The sequence below is a fragment of the Pelagibacterium luteolum genome (genome assembly GCF_900100665.1).
GTDB lineage: Bacteria > Pseudomonadota > Alphaproteobacteria > Rhizobiales > Devosiaceae > Pelagibacterium > Pelagibacterium luteolum.
This window is the reverse complement of the sequence record NZ_FNCS01000002.1, coordinates 116,367-130,647: the sequence shown is the minus strand read 5'-3', so window position 1 is coordinate 130,647 and position 14,281 is coordinate 116,367. Positions and strand designations below refer to the sequence as shown.

17 protein-coding genes are annotated in these 14,281 nt (G+C 60.5%); 10 read left to right on the top strand and 7 right to left on the bottom strand.

Features of this window, described 5'->3' with window-relative positions; translation table 11 throughout:
- The first annotated feature begins 2 nt into the window (after positions 1 to 2).
- Positions 3 to 2,171, top strand: coding sequence for a TrbL/VirB6 family protein (locus BLR31_RS04560; RefSeq protein ID WP_090592588.1), 2,169 nt, complete (start codon positions 3 to 5; stop codon positions 2,169 to 2,171).
- On the opposite strand, the gene BLR31_RS21565 is transcribed toward BLR31_RS04560, so the two are convergent.
- On the bottom strand, positions 2,143 to 2,310 hold the full coding sequence (locus tag BLR31_RS21565) for a hypothetical protein (RefSeq protein WP_176762508.1): 168 nt from the start codon (positions 2,308 to 2,310) through the stop codon (positions 2,143 to 2,145). The two genes, BLR31_RS04560 and BLR31_RS21565, sit on opposite strands and share 29 nt — an antisense overlap.
- Positions 2,307 to 2,648 (bottom strand): Rap1a/Tai family immunity protein, encoded by a 342-nt coding sequence (locus BLR31_RS22285; RefSeq protein ID WP_176762507.1) that lies wholly within the window; start codon positions 2,646 to 2,648, stop codon positions 2,307 to 2,309. Before BLR31_RS22285 ends, BLR31_RS21565 begins: the two co-directional genes overlap by 4 nt.
- 379 nt (positions 2,649 to 3,027) lie before the next feature.
- On the opposite strand from BLR31_RS22285, the gene BLR31_RS04550 reads away from it, so the two are divergent.
- The 6 genes from BLR31_RS04550 (at position 3,028) to BLR31_RS04525 (ending at position 8,079) form a co-directional block, all read left to right on the top strand.
- The gene (locus BLR31_RS04550; RefSeq protein WP_090592581.1) at positions 3,028 to 4,770 is read left to right on the top strand and encodes a cell wall hydrolase; all 1,743 of its coding nucleotides are present in this window, start codon (positions 3,028 to 3,030) and stop codon (positions 4,768 to 4,770) included.
- Positions 4,771 to 4,783: 13 nt separating this feature from the next.
- Positions 4,784 to 6,169, top strand: a complete 1,386-nt coding sequence (locus tag BLR31_RS04545) for a hypothetical protein (RefSeq protein ID WP_090592578.1) — start codon at positions 4,784 to 4,786, stop codon at positions 6,167 to 6,169.
- Positions 6,170 to 6,171: 2 nt separating this feature from the next.
- A complete protein-coding gene (locus tag BLR31_RS04540) occupies positions 6,172 to 6,531 on the top strand; it encodes a hypothetical protein (RefSeq protein ID WP_090592574.1) in 360 nt (119 codons plus the stop codon).
- A gap of 138 nt (positions 6,532 to 6,669) precedes the next feature.
- Entirely contained in the window at positions 6,670 to 7,380 is a 711-nt protein-coding gene (locus tag BLR31_RS04535; protein ID WP_176762506.1) for a glycoside hydrolase family 19 protein, read from the top strand.
- A 12-nt stretch (positions 7,381 to 7,392) separates the two neighbouring features.
- Positions 7,393 to 7,761: a hypothetical protein gene (locus tag BLR31_RS04530; protein WP_090592566.1), complete on the top strand. Its 369-nt coding sequence runs from the start codon at positions 7,393 to 7,395 to the stop codon at positions 7,759 to 7,761.
- A 42-nt stretch (positions 7,762 to 7,803) separates the two neighbouring features.
- Positions 7,804 to 8,079 carry a hypothetical protein gene (locus BLR31_RS04525; RefSeq protein WP_090592562.1) on the top strand — a complete coding sequence of 92 codons (276 nt, stop codon included), beginning with the start codon at positions 7,804 to 7,806 and terminating at the stop codon, positions 8,077 to 8,079.
- Positions 8,080 to 8,264: 185 nt separating this feature from the next.
- Here BLR31_RS04525 and BLR31_RS04520 read toward each other — a convergent pair whose 3' ends face one another.
- The 3 genes from BLR31_RS04520 to BLR31_RS04510 form a co-directional block, all read right to left on the bottom strand.
- Positions 8,265 to 8,759: a DUF4760 domain-containing protein gene (locus BLR31_RS04520; RefSeq protein WP_090592558.1), complete on the bottom strand. Its 495-nt coding sequence runs from the start codon at positions 8,757 to 8,759 to the stop codon at positions 8,265 to 8,267.
- 402 nt (positions 8,760 to 9,161) lie between these two features.
- Positions 9,162 to 9,449: an aldo-keto reductase family protein gene (locus BLR31_RS04515; protein ID WP_090592554.1), complete on the bottom strand. Its 288-nt coding sequence runs from the start codon at positions 9,447 to 9,449 to the stop codon at positions 9,162 to 9,164.
- A 2-nt stretch (positions 9,450 to 9,451) separates the two neighbouring features.
- Complete coding sequence (locus BLR31_RS04510) at positions 9,452 to 10,531, bottom strand: site-specific integrase (protein ID WP_090592550.1); 1,080 nt, start codon at positions 10,529 to 10,531, stop codon at positions 9,452 to 9,454.
- Between the two features lie 100 nt (positions 10,532 to 10,631).
- Between BLR31_RS04510 and dusA the strand changes: the two genes are divergently transcribed.
- The 3 genes from dusA (at position 10,632) to BLR31_RS04495 (ending at position 12,661) form a co-directional block, all read left to right on the top strand.
- Complete coding sequence (gene dusA, locus BLR31_RS04505; RefSeq protein WP_280139113.1) at positions 10,632 to 11,654, top strand: tRNA dihydrouridine(20/20a) synthase DusA; 1,023 nt, start codon at positions 10,632 to 10,634, stop codon at positions 11,652 to 11,654.
- Between the two features lie 135 nt (positions 11,655 to 11,789).
- Entirely contained in the window at positions 11,790 to 12,218 is a 429-nt protein-coding gene (locus BLR31_RS04500) for a YeeE/YedE family protein (protein WP_090592542.1), read from the top strand.
- Entirely contained in the window at positions 12,218 to 12,661 is a 444-nt protein-coding gene (locus BLR31_RS04495) for a DUF6691 family protein (protein WP_090592538.1), read from the top strand. Before BLR31_RS04500 ends, BLR31_RS04495 begins: the two co-directional genes overlap by 1 nt.
- A 43-nt stretch (positions 12,662 to 12,704) precedes the next feature.
- Here BLR31_RS04495 and BLR31_RS04490 read toward each other — a convergent pair whose 3' ends face one another.
- Positions 12,705 to 13,391: a retropepsin-like aspartic protease family protein gene (locus BLR31_RS04490; protein ID WP_090592534.1), complete on the bottom strand. Its 687-nt coding sequence runs from the start codon at positions 13,389 to 13,391 to the stop codon at positions 12,705 to 12,707.
- Positions 13,392 to 13,408: 17 nt separating this feature from the next.
- The gene (locus BLR31_RS04485; protein WP_090592530.1) at positions 13,409 to 14,215 is read right to left on the bottom strand and encodes an adenosylcobinamide-GDP ribazoletransferase; all 807 of its coding nucleotides are present in this window, start codon (positions 14,213 to 14,215) and stop codon (positions 13,409 to 13,411) included.
- Between the last annotated feature and the right edge of the window lie 66 nt (positions 14,216 to 14,281).

Below are 14,281 nucleotides of genomic sequence, written 5' to 3'. Positions count from 1 at the left end.
TCATGCCCATTGTTCGCATGCCAGACGGCGCGCAGGTCCAGTTCCCGGACACCATGCCGCCTGAGGAAATTCGCCGCCTCATCGCCACCAAATTCCCGGAAGTGGGGCAGGGTGAGCAGCAGGCCCCGGCTGGCCCTATGATCACCGTCGCGGGGCAGCAGATTCCCGTGGCGGAATACCAGGCCCTCAGCGATGCCGACAGGCAAGCTTTGCGCGATCAGGTCGCACCGACCGAAGGCCCGCAGCCCAATATGGTGCAGGATGCAGTTGGGGCAGGAGCCACATGGCTCGATAGCGCTGTCAACAGTGTGCCTGTCGTTGGCCCCGCTGCGCGCGGAATCGGTGACTTTATCGCAAGCTCGACAATCGGCGGCGTGACCGGCCAAGGCCGTGAAGCGGTTCAAGGCCAGATCGATCAAAACCGGCAGGGCTTGGAAGAGCGCTTCCCGATGACATCCATGTCTGGATCGGTCACTGGTGCTGTCCTGCCCATGCTTGGCGTAGGAGCCACGCAGGCGGGCGCACAGGCGCTTGGAGTGACCGGTGCCAACCTTGCCAGCCGTATGGGCGCTTCCGGCGCTTCTGGTGGCCTTGTTTCGGCTGCTGATACTGCCGCGCGTGGTGGCGGGATGGAAGACGTCCGCAACAATGCGCTTATCGGCGCAGGAGTTGGCGCTGTGGTGCCAGGCCTCGGCGCTATGGCTAGCGCAGCGGGCCGTGGAATCGGGAATATCGCGAACACATTGCGCGGGGCAACTGGCAATGTTGATGACCTTGCCGCATCTCGTGTCGCCATCGCTCAGCAGGCAGATCAAACGTCGGCGCTACCACGCTTGGGGCAGGCTGACGAGGCGGCAGCGGCAACCAACAATCAGCCATTAATGAACGTAGATCGTGGCGGCGGCAACACGCTTGCGCTCATGCGGGCCGCGTCCAACGCAAACCCCGGCGCCCGCGATCTTGTCAATCAGGCGACATCAAACCGCTTTGGCATGCAATCGCAGCGCACAACGGACTTTTTCAACCGCATTATGGGTGGGGATGTGTCTGATCTCGCGCGCCGCGCTGAAATCGGCTCTATCGCTCGGGCGACCAACAACACCAATTACACCCGCGCCATGCAAAGCCCAGATGCGCAGACGGTCTGGAACCAAGATTTGCAGGGCCTCTTGCAGTCTGATGCGGTCCAGCGGGCGGTTGCCAATGTCGGGCGCCGGTCCTCTAATGTCGAAGCCCTCTCTGGGAACATCTCGATCCGCAACCCATTCGTGCGGGCTGACGATGGCACATATAGGCTCGGAAGCCTTGGCCCAGACGGTCCGACCGTTTACCCCAATCTCCAGTTCTGGGATATGGTCAAGCGTGATTTAGACAGCCAGATTGGCGTTGCTCAGCGCGCGGGCGATAAGTCGCTTGCCGGCGATCTTATGGCGGTCAAGACGCGGCTGACGTCGACGCTTGATAACCAGGTGCCAGCCTATGCTCAGGCGCGGTCAACAGCCGCATCGTTCTTTGGTGCAGAGAATGCACTGGACGCGGGCCGCAACGCATGGCGCGCTCCAAGGGCGATCGACGAAAGCCTCGACGCCTTCAAAAAGCTCTCCCCCGCAGACCGTCAGGATTTTGGTGTGGGGCTTGTGTCCCAGATCATGGATGATGTCAGGGCGGGTAACAACCGCACCAATCTGATGCGCTATTTCGATGTCCCGGCGCGAAAGCAACTCTTGGCTGAAGCGCTCGGCCCTGGAAAGGCGCGCGAACTTGAGGCGTTTGTTCGTATCGAGGATATCATGGACCGGGCGCGCGGCGCGCTGGGCAACTCGACCACAACACAACAGCTAATGGACCTTGGCTTGACCGGCGCGGCGGGTGCTGGTGGCACTCTGGCACTGGGCGGGGATCTGACCCAAGCGGGTGGCGTGGGGCTCATGGTCGCGGCAGGGCGTCGGGGCTATCAGGCTCTCGGCAAGCGCGCCGATGCACAGGTGTTGCAAAAGGTTGCCGAAATGCTGGCATCGAACGACCCGGCGATCATTCAGCGCGCCACTGCCAATGCAATGCTTAGCGCGCCCCATATGCAGGCTTTGGAGGCAATTCAGCGCGGCGTGGGTGCGGCAGCACGCGGCGGGGCGCTGATGTCCGTCAGCCAATCGGGCCAAGGATCGAATTAATGAAGGCGTCCGCAATGCCGCTCTGCTTTAGCCAAACTCCTATGGGCACGACAATCACGACAGCGATCATGTAGCCGATGTAGTGCCATGCGTCGTACTGCGGCTCTTGCTGCCTCGCCTTGGGGTCAATTTGTTTCATTGGCATGGCCACGCTTCTAAGAGGGCGTTTCGCGTTAGAATTGCAGCAGGCCAATGGCGACTTTCCGGGTTGTCAGCAAGGTACGCGCACACCGAGTCTTTGACCTGAAGTGAACTCACTCCTGCCGGGATGCAAATGTAGGCCGGGATTAGCGGTAACCCGTCGTCTCCAACGGATTGTTGCATCATGAACGTCTCATCAGCCACGCCTATCGCGTAGGATTGAGCTGATTGCGGCGCGCGAGAGCAAAGATCGTGCAGAAAGTTGCCGTCAACGAACTGGGCATGTGTGGCTGTCGAGAAAAGTGCAGCCGCTAAGAACACAAGTCGGCGCTTCATAGTCCGGTAGTGTCGCAGACACCTGGTTCGGCCACGATTATGGAAACGCCGGTCTGCCAAGGCAAAACGCGTAAAACATCGCCGCCAATTTCGTCAGCCTTTTCCCAAAAGGCCGGGAAGTGGCAGGCGATCTGGTCTGTCTCTGCAAGCTCGGCGTACGCGCCAAGTACTCCGCCCTCGCAGTCAGGGACAATGCCAGCATCTGTGCGGCATGTGTCCTCGAATTGTCCGAACGTCGGATTGCCGGGCTCGAAAGCGCCTTGGGCAAGAGCCGGGCTGGTCAGCAGTATCGCTGCTATAATGATGATTGATCGCATCCGCCCAAAATAGTCGCATTCCGCCCCGTCCACAAGATGGGGCTTTTCTTATTGGGGAAACCATGGCCCTTTCCAACGACGCAAAGCGCATTCTGGCCCAGACGCTTCTAGGCGAAGCCGGGGGCGAAGGGTTCGAAGGCATGGCCGCGATTGCCCATGTCATCAGGAACCGCGCTGGGTCTGGCCGCTATCCCTCCGACCCCGTTGCCGTAGCGCTACAGCCGCGCCAGTTCTCGACGTGGAATAGCGGGGAAGGGGGAAACAACCCTGGCCGGTATGGCCCCGGCGCTCCGGGATACGAGCAGGCCGTCCGCGCCGTCGAAACGGTCTTTGAGGGCAACGCACCAGACCCGACCGGTGGGGCAACACACTATTGGGCGCCGCGTGGCATGCCCGGTGGGCGTGATCCATATTGGGCTGGTAGTGAGCAGGGAGAGGCAGGGCGCCTGCGTATCGGCAACCATGTCTTTCTGCCCCAGCAATCGCCACAGACTGCCCTTGCAGCCGCAAACCAGATGGCTGGCACGCCACCACCCCGCCCCGAGTCTTTGAGCGCCTACGCTCCTCAATCATCTCGCGCCTCTGTGCCTCAGTTGCCGCCTCGCTTGCCACAGCGCGACCCGCGCGCCGCCTCGCAGCAGATCAACGCAATGGCCGGTGCCGTTCCCGATGCGGTTCTGCCGAGGCTTAATGACGCCAATATCAACGAGCGCATGATCGACACGTTCGGTCCCGATCCGCAGGCGACAAGCCCAACGCAAGCCATGTGGCCGGAATATAGCAACTGGCTCGAGCAGTCATCGCCTGCAACGCCATCAAGCCGTGGCGTGCCACCTGCGCCCCCGCCCAACATTCCCGGCATGCCTTCCGGGCGTGGCAGGGCTCAGCAAGCCCCGGCTGCGCCTTACCCTGAGCGTGTAACGGCAAGCCTCAACAACGTCTTGAGTAGCCAGGTCATGGACCCCGCAACAGATATGGGGCCGTTCAACAACATCATCGCGCAACACCAGCCCGCACCGATTGTGCCGCCTTTGCCGCAAGCCGACCCGCGCCCAAGGCTTGGTTACACGCCTTTCCCATGGCCTGACGATCTGCCCAGCGGCCCGACGCCTCCAGGCATCCCGAGTGCGGTTCCTGTGCAGCAGCCCGCGCCTGTCAGGATCGCGGACTTGCCGCCCCTCCCTCAGGGCATGCCCACAAGCGTTGCTACAGCTCCGGTTCCCCCACAACGACCCACTGGACTAGCTGCTGCGCAGCCTGTCCATCAGCAGCCAACCCAAACCGCAGCACTACCGCAGATAGCACCAGTGCCGCCCCAGCGCCCCCCGATGGCGACATATGCGGGCGCCACGGCTGGCTTTAATCCAATCGAGCAGGCCGGGGAGTTCCTTGGCGGGTTCGCGGCCAATGGTGGCGTGCTGGGTGTGGGCTTAAATGCGCTCATGGGACGGGGGCTATTCCCCGGCGATGCTGGCGTCATCCCGCAATTCAAACAGTCCATTCAAGACCGCATGGACGAAGGCGCGGACCCGATCAGTGCGCTGTTTTCGCGCCGCGTCATGCCTGCCCCGACCTTCTCGACAACGCAGCCAGAAGGCCGATCGGTTTCCGCCACCCAAGTCGGCCCATCGGGCTCGCGACAGGGTTTCCTCACCGCTTCCCAGAAGCCGCGCGTCGGCTCGGGCAATTACAACGCATCGGTTCGAGACGCCAACATGGCCGCTTTGCGCGGTGTCGAGGGCCGCACCATGCGCGAGAAGATCGACAATTACCAGCGCTCCGGCGGCACGCTCTACCGGGCATAGAAGAGGGTAACAAATGGCCAAAGCCAACATTGCTCAGTGGGACACTACGGCGGGCAGTAACACCGACATCAACGATATCTCGCTTGCCGAGAACGTGATGAAGCCCCCTGCAGTCAACAACGCATTTCGGGAAACCATGGCGCAGATCGCGCAGTGGACCAGCGAAGGCACGATCGCCAGCGCGACGACATGCGATATCGGGGCGCAGGACGAAGAGTTCCTTAACGTCACCGGCACCACGACCATTACCAGCTTCGGAACGGTTCGAGCGGGGACGAAGCGCACATTGCTTTTCGCCGGCGCGCTGACGATCACGCACAACGGCACCAGCCTTATTCTGGCGTCGGGCGAGAACTTCGTCACAGCGGCGGGTGATATCCTCACCTTCATCTCGGAAGGCGGCGGCAACTGGCGCCAACTTGTGGATTCCAGCCGATTGGCTAAGGATGGCGCCAATATCGGCTCAGTAACCGAGCGCGGGACGTTCCTGTCCAACATCGGGGCGGGCGTCCTTTCGGGCTTCCGCAACAAGATCATCAACGGCGATTTCGTCGTCAACGTGAACAACGCTGCCGCTACTCTGCAAAAGTACGTCATCGACCGCTGGTATCACGATTGGAACGGTTCCGGGATTGCCCCGACAGTTTCCAGGCAAAACCACACACCCGGCCAAACCGCAGTGCCCGGAAATCCGTCGTTCTTCCTCAGGATGGACCAAGGGTCGGCTCCATCCGGCCAAAGCGCAAGCAAGCTGTTGCAGCGTATCGAGGACGCCGGAACTCTGGCGGGAGAAACGGCGACCTTTACGATTTACCTCAAGGCAGCAGCAAACCTAACGCTGCCCGGTCTGTATATCATTCAGAATTTCGGCGCTGGCGGCGGTACTGGGTCAAAAGTTGTTGTAGCGAGCAGCCTGTCTCTCACCACGTCATGGCAGAAGTTCACGTTTACCGTTGATGTGCCCAGTGTAACGGGCGGGCTGTTGGGTAGCGAGACGTGGCTGGAATACGGCATTGATCTGCCGCTCAACTCGACTTGGACGATTGATATTTCGCACGCATCTTTGGTGTCTGGGGATGCGACGGGCGAAACGGACGCGTTCGCAGCACGGCATATCCAGCAGGAAGTGGCGATGTGCCAGAGGTATTTTCAGACGATTTACGGAGAGGAACGATGGGATCTTGCATCTACAAGCGAAAACAACATGTATACGATCGCCCATCCAACAAAAATGAGAACAACTCCGTCTTCGTCTGTAAGAAGCCAGATTGTTACGGTAAACATAGCGGACTACACTCTTAGTCCTAGGGACGCAACCTCATCGGCACTTAGCATAACTGGGGGTGCTGTTGGTGGCGCTCAACTTCAAGCTGTTTTTAATTTGGATTCGGAACTCTGATCATGAAAATTCTTGGCTATTTGAAGAATGGCGATATAGATATTTTTATTGGAGGCGAAAGACTAATCGTCCCAGATGTTTCGTCAAATAGACACCGCCGTATGATCACTGAATGGGAGGCCGCAGGAAACACAATTCCGCCCTATGTTCCACCCGCGCCCGCAGTCGCAGAAGTCAAGGCAGAAGCCAACCGGCGCATTACTTATGCCTATCCCCTATGGCGTCAGATAAACATCATCCGAGACGGTGGCGACGGGTTGGCAGATATGTCGGCGTTCATCGACGGGTTGCGGGCGAAATCAAACAAGATCGAGGCGATGAAGCCCATACCGCCTGACTTCCGCGACGATAAGTATTGGTGATCAGACCGCAGCCCCGCCCCAGAGCGGGGTTTTTCTTTCACTCAACACACAGGTAGAACCATGGCACGTGCTGCGTTTTTTGACGCGGTGCGATCCTCTTTGTTTGGAGGGTCGCTATCGAAAGAGCAAGTTGACGGCATGGAGGCGCTTCTTGACGCCGGCCAGCGCTACGAGCTCACAAACCCCCACCACATGGCGAACGTGCTGGCTCAGGTCTATCACGAGACCGGCACCCACATGCTGGGCATCAAGGAAACCGTGATGCCGTCGCACAAGGACAAGAACCCGTCCGATGCAACGGTGATCGACAGGCTAGACCGCGCCTACGCCAAGGGTCAACTGCCATGGGTCAAGACGCCATACTGGCGTGATGGATGGTTTGGTCGCGGCCCCATCATGGCAACGCACAAAGCCAACTATGAAAAGCTGGGCAAGCGCATCGGCGTGGATCTGGTGAAAAACCCCAACCTCGCCATGGATCGCAACATCGGCGCCTCCATTGCCATGATCGGTATGAAAGAGGGCATGTTCACGGGCAAGAAGCTTGCTGACTACAATTTCCCTGCCGCTATCGATGCCCCGGTCAAGTCTAACCCGCGCCGCATTGTCAACGGGCAGGACGGCACCGACGCGAAGGTTGCCGGGTATCATCGCGCATTCTATTCCGCGTTGGTGGCAATGGGCTGGCCAGAGACCGTCCCACCGAAGCCCGCACAGCCGCCCAAACCCGCTCCGGCCCCAACACCCTCTCCAAGCGCCCCAGCCCAGCCCAACGGCTCCGCTGGCGCCGTGTTGGCCATTATCGCGGTCATCCTCGCCGCCGTGTCCTACTTCATCTTTGGTCGCTGAAAGGAAAGCACCATGCTCACAACCATCATGACGGCGATAAGCCAGAACGCCGCGCTCGGCTGGATCGTGCGCCGTATCTTCGACTGGGGCGGGTGGCTGCTGTCCATCATCGGCGGCGCGCTGGCCCTGTGGTCGCAGCTCGATCCCGTCACTCAGGCCACGCTCCTGACTGTCCTGCAAGGGAACTGGGGCGAAGTGACGCTTGGCAGCGCCTTTGGCTTTGCGGCTCTGGTGATCAGTCAGTGGCGCTCGTGGCGCGCGACGGTGAAACCCCAGGTTGTGGACGGCCAGAAGCATCGCCGCGAACTGACCGACGCCGAGGCGCTTGCGATGAATAACGCCGCGACGGGACACAATCAGACGCACATCCAGCGCCGCTGACCCTCGCCCTGCCTGCCCACCCCTCAACGTGACGGGGGTCTTATGACACTCAAAGACGACGAGCCGTTCTCGGCCATACAACTGGCGCAGCTCAAGATGGTGGTCCGAGAGGCCGTCAAAGAGGAAATGGCCGATGCTGGGCTTCGCATTGACGACGCCAGTCATCAGGACGAAGCCAAGGAGGACTTCCGCTTTGTGCGGAGGCTCAGGAAGGCGGTTGATGGGGCAACGGGCAAGATCGGGGCGGCAGTGGTGCTCGGGCTGACCAGCGGCGTTCTATGGTTGATCTATCAGGGCATCAGGATTGCGGTGAAGTGATCCGGTGCCCAAAATGCGATGCCGATGTGCCCGACTGGAACGCTCATAGGGTGTCTGGGCGGCTGCTCATCACCTTCCGGCACTGCGATCGATCTTTCACCGCCGAGGCCGATATCGTCGTTACAGAGATTCGGGAGGGGTTGAGGCTGGTGAAGGGGTAGCAAGCCCCGCGAAGCCCGTTCGCGTCACGGCTTTCTCCGCCAGCGCTCGGCTAAGGTCTCAAACTCAGAGAAGAGTTTTTGATTGTTATCTACGCGCCGAACCTCGTCGATAAACGGTTTGATCTTGTCGTAGTCGGAAATGACCGTCGACCTATAGAACCGCTTCATCATTTTTTCGTCCATCACGCCCTTCAGGACTCCGATAGATACTATTTCATAGTCGTTCAGGATCGCGGCGATCACTCCGGCCTCGTCGCTATCGCGCTTGGCCGCTTGGGCTAATGCGGTGAGTTGCCCATTTTCGCCGTCCCTAAGCGCAATGAACTTTTGACGAGCCTTGATGTAGTCTTCGTCCCAAAGGAGGTTCACAATGTTGTTGAACGTCAAAACCTGGCGGGAGATGCGTCGTTGCCAGTAAGCGCCGGCCGCCGCAGCGATCAGTACGGCGCCCGCAGATATGAAAATGGCCCAAGGAACCCCTGGGCCACTCGCAATTACAGATACAGCCTCATTCTCCATGAACTGGCCGATCGGAGCCTACCGGCCCCAGCCTTCGCGATTGATAATGTTCATGTGTGGTCTCCTTGGTTGTCCCTTTGACAATCCCGGTCCCTCCCGAGAGTTCCCTCATAAAGGGGGCGTTGACCTTACCTTGTCAAGGCGGCGTTGAATAATCGTTACCAACGGTCGACGGTATGGGCCTTATATAGTAGCCCCTTATGGAAGTCCCAAGACCTAGTGTTCATAACCGCGTCAGTGGTTCCGTTCCTACTTGCCATGCCTCTCGCGCCACGCCTTGTGCGCCGCATCGGCCCTAAGCCTCAGTGCCGCTTGTCATCGAGCAGATCGGGCCAATCCCATCTATTGCAGAGCCGCGAACCGCGCCAGTATAGCAGATATCGCAGCCATGTGAATCGGGCATCAGCGCTTTCCACTATGGTGATGCATGAGCCTGATCGCCAACTGCTCCGGGTTCACGCGCTCCCACGTCTCATAGGCTGCCCTGATCTTCTCCAGAGCCTCTGACATGCTCCCCGCCGTTCCGCTATCAATCCCCGACCAGACCGTGGACCATTGCCACAGCCCTTTCTCTTTGCCGTTGGGGATATAGGTCACGCGTCCAACGTCGAGGCCATCGCGATACACCACGCGGTCTGTGTCTTTGTGTTCGGGGTCTGGCCATGTGGGGCGATGGGAAAACTGGGGCATGGTCAGGGTTTAGCTGTCACAACAGGCAACCACTTCCAGTCAGCATATTTGTCGCCAGCCTCACGCATGTGCGTGTAGCGCTTCAGCGAAGACCAAGACCGGTGCCCCGAAACCGTAGCAGCATGCGGAATGTTCATGCCCATCTCAAACAGCCGTGACACCCCCTCATGGCGCAGATCGTGGAACGTCAGGTCCTTGATGTCGAGGAACTGGCATGCCCGCGTAAAGGCCGCGCTGATGGCGTCGGTCGAGTAGGGGAATATCTGGTCTGCCAGCTTTGGCATGCTCTCGATGACGGCTATGGCCGGATCGGGCAAATCGCACCAGACATCGTTCCCCACCTTCTGCCCCGGATGCTTCATGTCCCGCACAAGTATGCGCTTGTGCTTTGGCTCGAAGTCCCGCCATTCAATCCGGGTGATTTCCTCCTGCCGCCGTGTCGAGAACAGCGCGAAAGCGATGATCTTGTGCATCGGAGCGGCAGTCGAGCGCCTTTGCATCCTCTCCACAAAATACCCCATTATCTTGTCTAGCTCATCGAGCGTCGGCCTACGGTCACGCTGCGCTGATTTCGTCACCAGCCCAAGACGCTTGCACACGCGGGTCGCGTCCTGCATTGCCTGTTCATCCAGTGGGAAGCCCCACGCTGGCCGAGCGATAGCGAAGACAGCCCCAAGGTGCGAAAGATAGTTACCGACCGTCTGGGGCTTTCTCTGGCCACTCAGTGCCTGTGCAAAGGACACTATATCGGCACTACCGATATCACCGCACTGCATGTCGGCAATCTCGTAGTCCTTGATCGATCGCAGTACTTGGGCCTTGGTCTTGCCGATCTCTTTCAAGGACTCGTTGACGTACCGATCGATGGCATCGCCCAGCGTGCCATCCGCCTTGCCGGTACGATTGAGCGCCCCCGGCTTTTTCAACTCCCCTTCGCGCTTCTCCATCCACGCCCGAGCAGCGGGCTTGCGATCAAAGGTCTGCGCCTTGCTATAGACCACCCGGCCATCACGCTTTATGACAATCTGCGCGGTATAGCCCATCGTGCCGTCCTTGCGGCGCCGGGCGATTATCGTTCCCATCAGTCTTACATGGCCTCCCTGAAGGCTTACATTGTAAGACCGGGGTTTGATAAACTGTCAAGAACGAGACGAAACCGGGAACAAATCGGCAGTGCCAGAAATCGCCAAGACGCCCAGCCAGTCTGAAAAAGCGTGGTATTACAAGGCCCGAGCGTTCAGTGTGGCCCCCATGATGGACTGGACGGACCGCCATTGCCGGTATCTGCACCGGCAATTGTCCGGCCATGCGCTGCTCTTTACCGAGATGGTGACGAGCGCGGCGCTGGTGCATGGGTATGCGGAGCGGCTGTTGGGCTATGACGCGAGCGAGCACCCGGTGGCGGTGCAGCTTGGCGGCTCGGACCCGCGGGAGCTGGCCGAGGCGGTGAAGATCTGCGACCGGTTCGGGTATGATGAAATCAACCTCAATATCGGGTGCCCGTCCGATCGGGTGCAGTCGGGCAAGTTCGGGGCGTGCCTGATGGCCGAGCCCGATCTGGTGGCCGAGTGCCTGCGTGTCATGCGGGACGCGACCGATACGCCGGTGACGGTGAAATGCCGGATCGGGATCGACGATCAGGATTCGGAAGCCGATTTGAACCGGTTCGTGGATGCCGTGGTGCCGACCGGGATCGATGCGCTCTATGTGCATGCGCGCAAGGCTTGGCTCAAAGGGCTGTCGCCAAAGGAAAACCGGGACATTCCGCCGCTCGATTACGACCGGGCCTATCGGCTGAAGCAGCGGCTGGGCGATTTCCCGGTGATGATCAATGGCGGGATCACGACGCTGGAGGCGTGTGACGAGCACTTGCGCCATGTGGATGGCGTGATGCTGGGGCGGGCGGCGTATCACGAGCCGATGATCCTGGCCGATGTCGATGCGCGGTTTTTCGGGGCGGATGCGGCAGCCAAGACGCTAAACGATATCGAGCGCGCCATGAGCGCATATGCGGAGCGGGAACTGGGCAGGGGCGTGCGGCTCAACCAGATCACGCGCCACATGCTGGGGCTGGCCAATGGCCTGCCGGGCGCACGGCGGTTTCGGCAGATATTGTCGGTCGAGGCGTGCAAGCCGGGGGCCGGCGTCGAGGTGATCGCCGCAGGGTTTGCCGCGATCGACCGGCAAGCCGCGCGAGTCGCCTGAGGCGATTAGAGATTTTCAGAGTCCTCGCAAGTAACGCCGAATCCCGGGAATAAATCCCAGGATGCTGGTGGTCATCATTTTCACGATGATCCATCTGTGTTGTGCTTGCTCCCTTTGTTGGAAAGTGTCCGCTCCATGACCGAATTTACGCCTTTTGCGTCCCTTTTCGGGGGCGCATTGATTGGACTCGCCGCAGTTTTGCTGATGGCGCTGCATGGCCGCATCGCCGGGATGACTGGCATCCTCTCCGGCATCATTCCGCCCCTGGCCGCCGACTGGGACTGGCGCGCGGCGTTTATTGCCGGGGCCGTTGTCGCGCCCGTTTTTGTAGTCGCGCTGTTCGGCGACATCGTGGCGTTCGACAGTCCCGCTCCGGTTCAATTGCTGATTATCGGCGGGCTGATCGTCGGCGTCGGGGTGACGCTGGGCGGGGGCTGCACGTCAGGGCATGGCGTGTGCGGGATTGCACGGTTTTCCAAGCGTTCCATCGTCGCAACGCTGGTCTTCATGGCGACGACCGCCGCAACGGTTTTCGTCATTCGTCATGTGATCGGAGGGTTCTGATGCGCAGGATCGTATTTGCCGGGCTGATCGGCCTGATCTTCGGGGCGGGCATTGCCATCTCGGGCATGATCAATCCAGCCAAGGTGTTCAACTTTTTCGACTTTGCAGGCACATGGGACCCGTCACTGGCCTTCGTCATGGGCGGAGCGCTTCTGGTGACGGCAATTGGATATCGCTTCGTGCTCAAGCGTCCGGCGCCAGTGCTCGATACGCGCTTTCACCTGCCCACGAAGCGAAAGATCGACGTTCCGCTGGTCGCGGGATCGGCGATCTTCGGGGTGGGCTGGGGCATCACCGGTTTCTGCCCGGGCGGTGCGATCCCGGCGCTGGGGCTGGGGGAGGTCGATGCGCTGATCTTTGTGGCAGCGATGGTAGCGGGCATCGCCGTCACCCGCTTTGTCCGGACGGCGATGGCCGGCCGCGCGGCCACAGACAGCCTCTAAGGCCCATTTTTGTAACAGGCGCGTGGATGCAGATGCTTCTCGTCTAATCGTGCAGTTCGAGGGAGTCCTGGCTGACGGTGTAGCGGGACAGGGTTTCGAGGAAGGTCATGCCGAGCAGCGAGGTGTCCAGCGCGTTGTCCTGCACGATGAAGGCGCGGATGTTGGAGCGGACGATATTGCCCACTTCGAGCTGGTCGATGCGAACGGGGGCGGCGGCGCCTGTGCCGTTGGCGGTCTGGACCGGGACGGTGAACGAGAGCGACCGCGTATCGATGCCGGCGGCTTCCGCGTCGCGCAGCGAGAGCACCACGGCGCTGGCGCCGGTATCGAAGATCATGGGCACTTCGGCGCCGTTGATGCGGGTATCGATGCGGAAACTGCCGCCGAACGAGCGGGCGACATGGACATTGCCGGTTTGCGGATCGACGATCGCCGCGCCGGGCTGAAGCGAGCCCATGACGCGCTGACCGACGCTTTGGAGTTCGCCGCGATAGGTATAGCCGACCAGAAGCACGGCGCCGATGGCGACCCAGATGGCAAGCGCCGAAATGATTTCGCCCAGCCTGTGCCGCCGCCCGACAAGGGCGCTGGCCAGAAGCGTGCCGATGACCACGAGCGGGATGGCGCGGGCCGTTTCGCCTTGCGTCAGCCCGAACAGCGCGCCGAAATCGGCACTGATCGCGATGGCGATGCCGACGACGATCAGGATGGCAAAGGCGACAAAGAGCATTGATCGGTCCGAAACGATTAGCCGGTTACAAAACGCATAAAGGCACCCAGGAGAGCGATTTCAAGAAGCGCCTGCAAGGCTCCGATGAGATCGCCGGTCTGACCACCCACCAATCGGTCACAAAGCCGTGTCCAACCCCATGCCAATAGCGCGCCGATAGCAAACGCCACGATCAGGCTCAGCAAGCCCGCGAACGGTGCTGCAAGAACGAACGTGACAACGCCGGAAAAAACGAGCCCGAGTGTAAATCCGTTCCGCGAAATCTGGCCGGCGGCTGCTGCTGCGCCTGTGGCGCGGGCGGGTGGCAGGGCCAGGGCGACGTAGAGCGAGCCTGAACGGGCGAGGGTGGTCGTCGCCAGCCATATCCCGGCGGCGGCAAGCGGGGATTGTGCCGCGATGGCCGAAAGCGCTGCGATCTTCATCCCGACAACGAAAACGATGGCGAGGACGCCATAGGTGCCGTGGCGGCTGTCTTTCAGGATTTCCAATCGACGTTCGGGGGTCGAACCGCCGAACAGGCCATCCCACGCATCGGCGACTGCGTCTTCGCTCATGGCGCCGGTTATCATGGCGGATGCGGCGGCGGCGAGGACGGCGGAAAAGAGGGGCGGGAAGCCCGCGATGAGGAGGACATAGAGGAGAGCGGCGGGGACGAGGCCGATCAAGAGGCTCGCAAACGGCAAGGCGATGGCCATGCGGTTGAGGCTTGGGGCTTCATGCGGGCGCGGGCCGGTGGGCAGGCGGGAGAAAAACCGGATCGCCATGACGAGGTCGGCGATGAATGACCGCCCGCTGCTCGGCGCGTCGTGGTCGGTCTCGCTCAATTGCGTTTTCCTTCGTCTTGGCTCAAAAGGAGCACCCTTCTAGACCATGATTCCGCTTCGATGAAT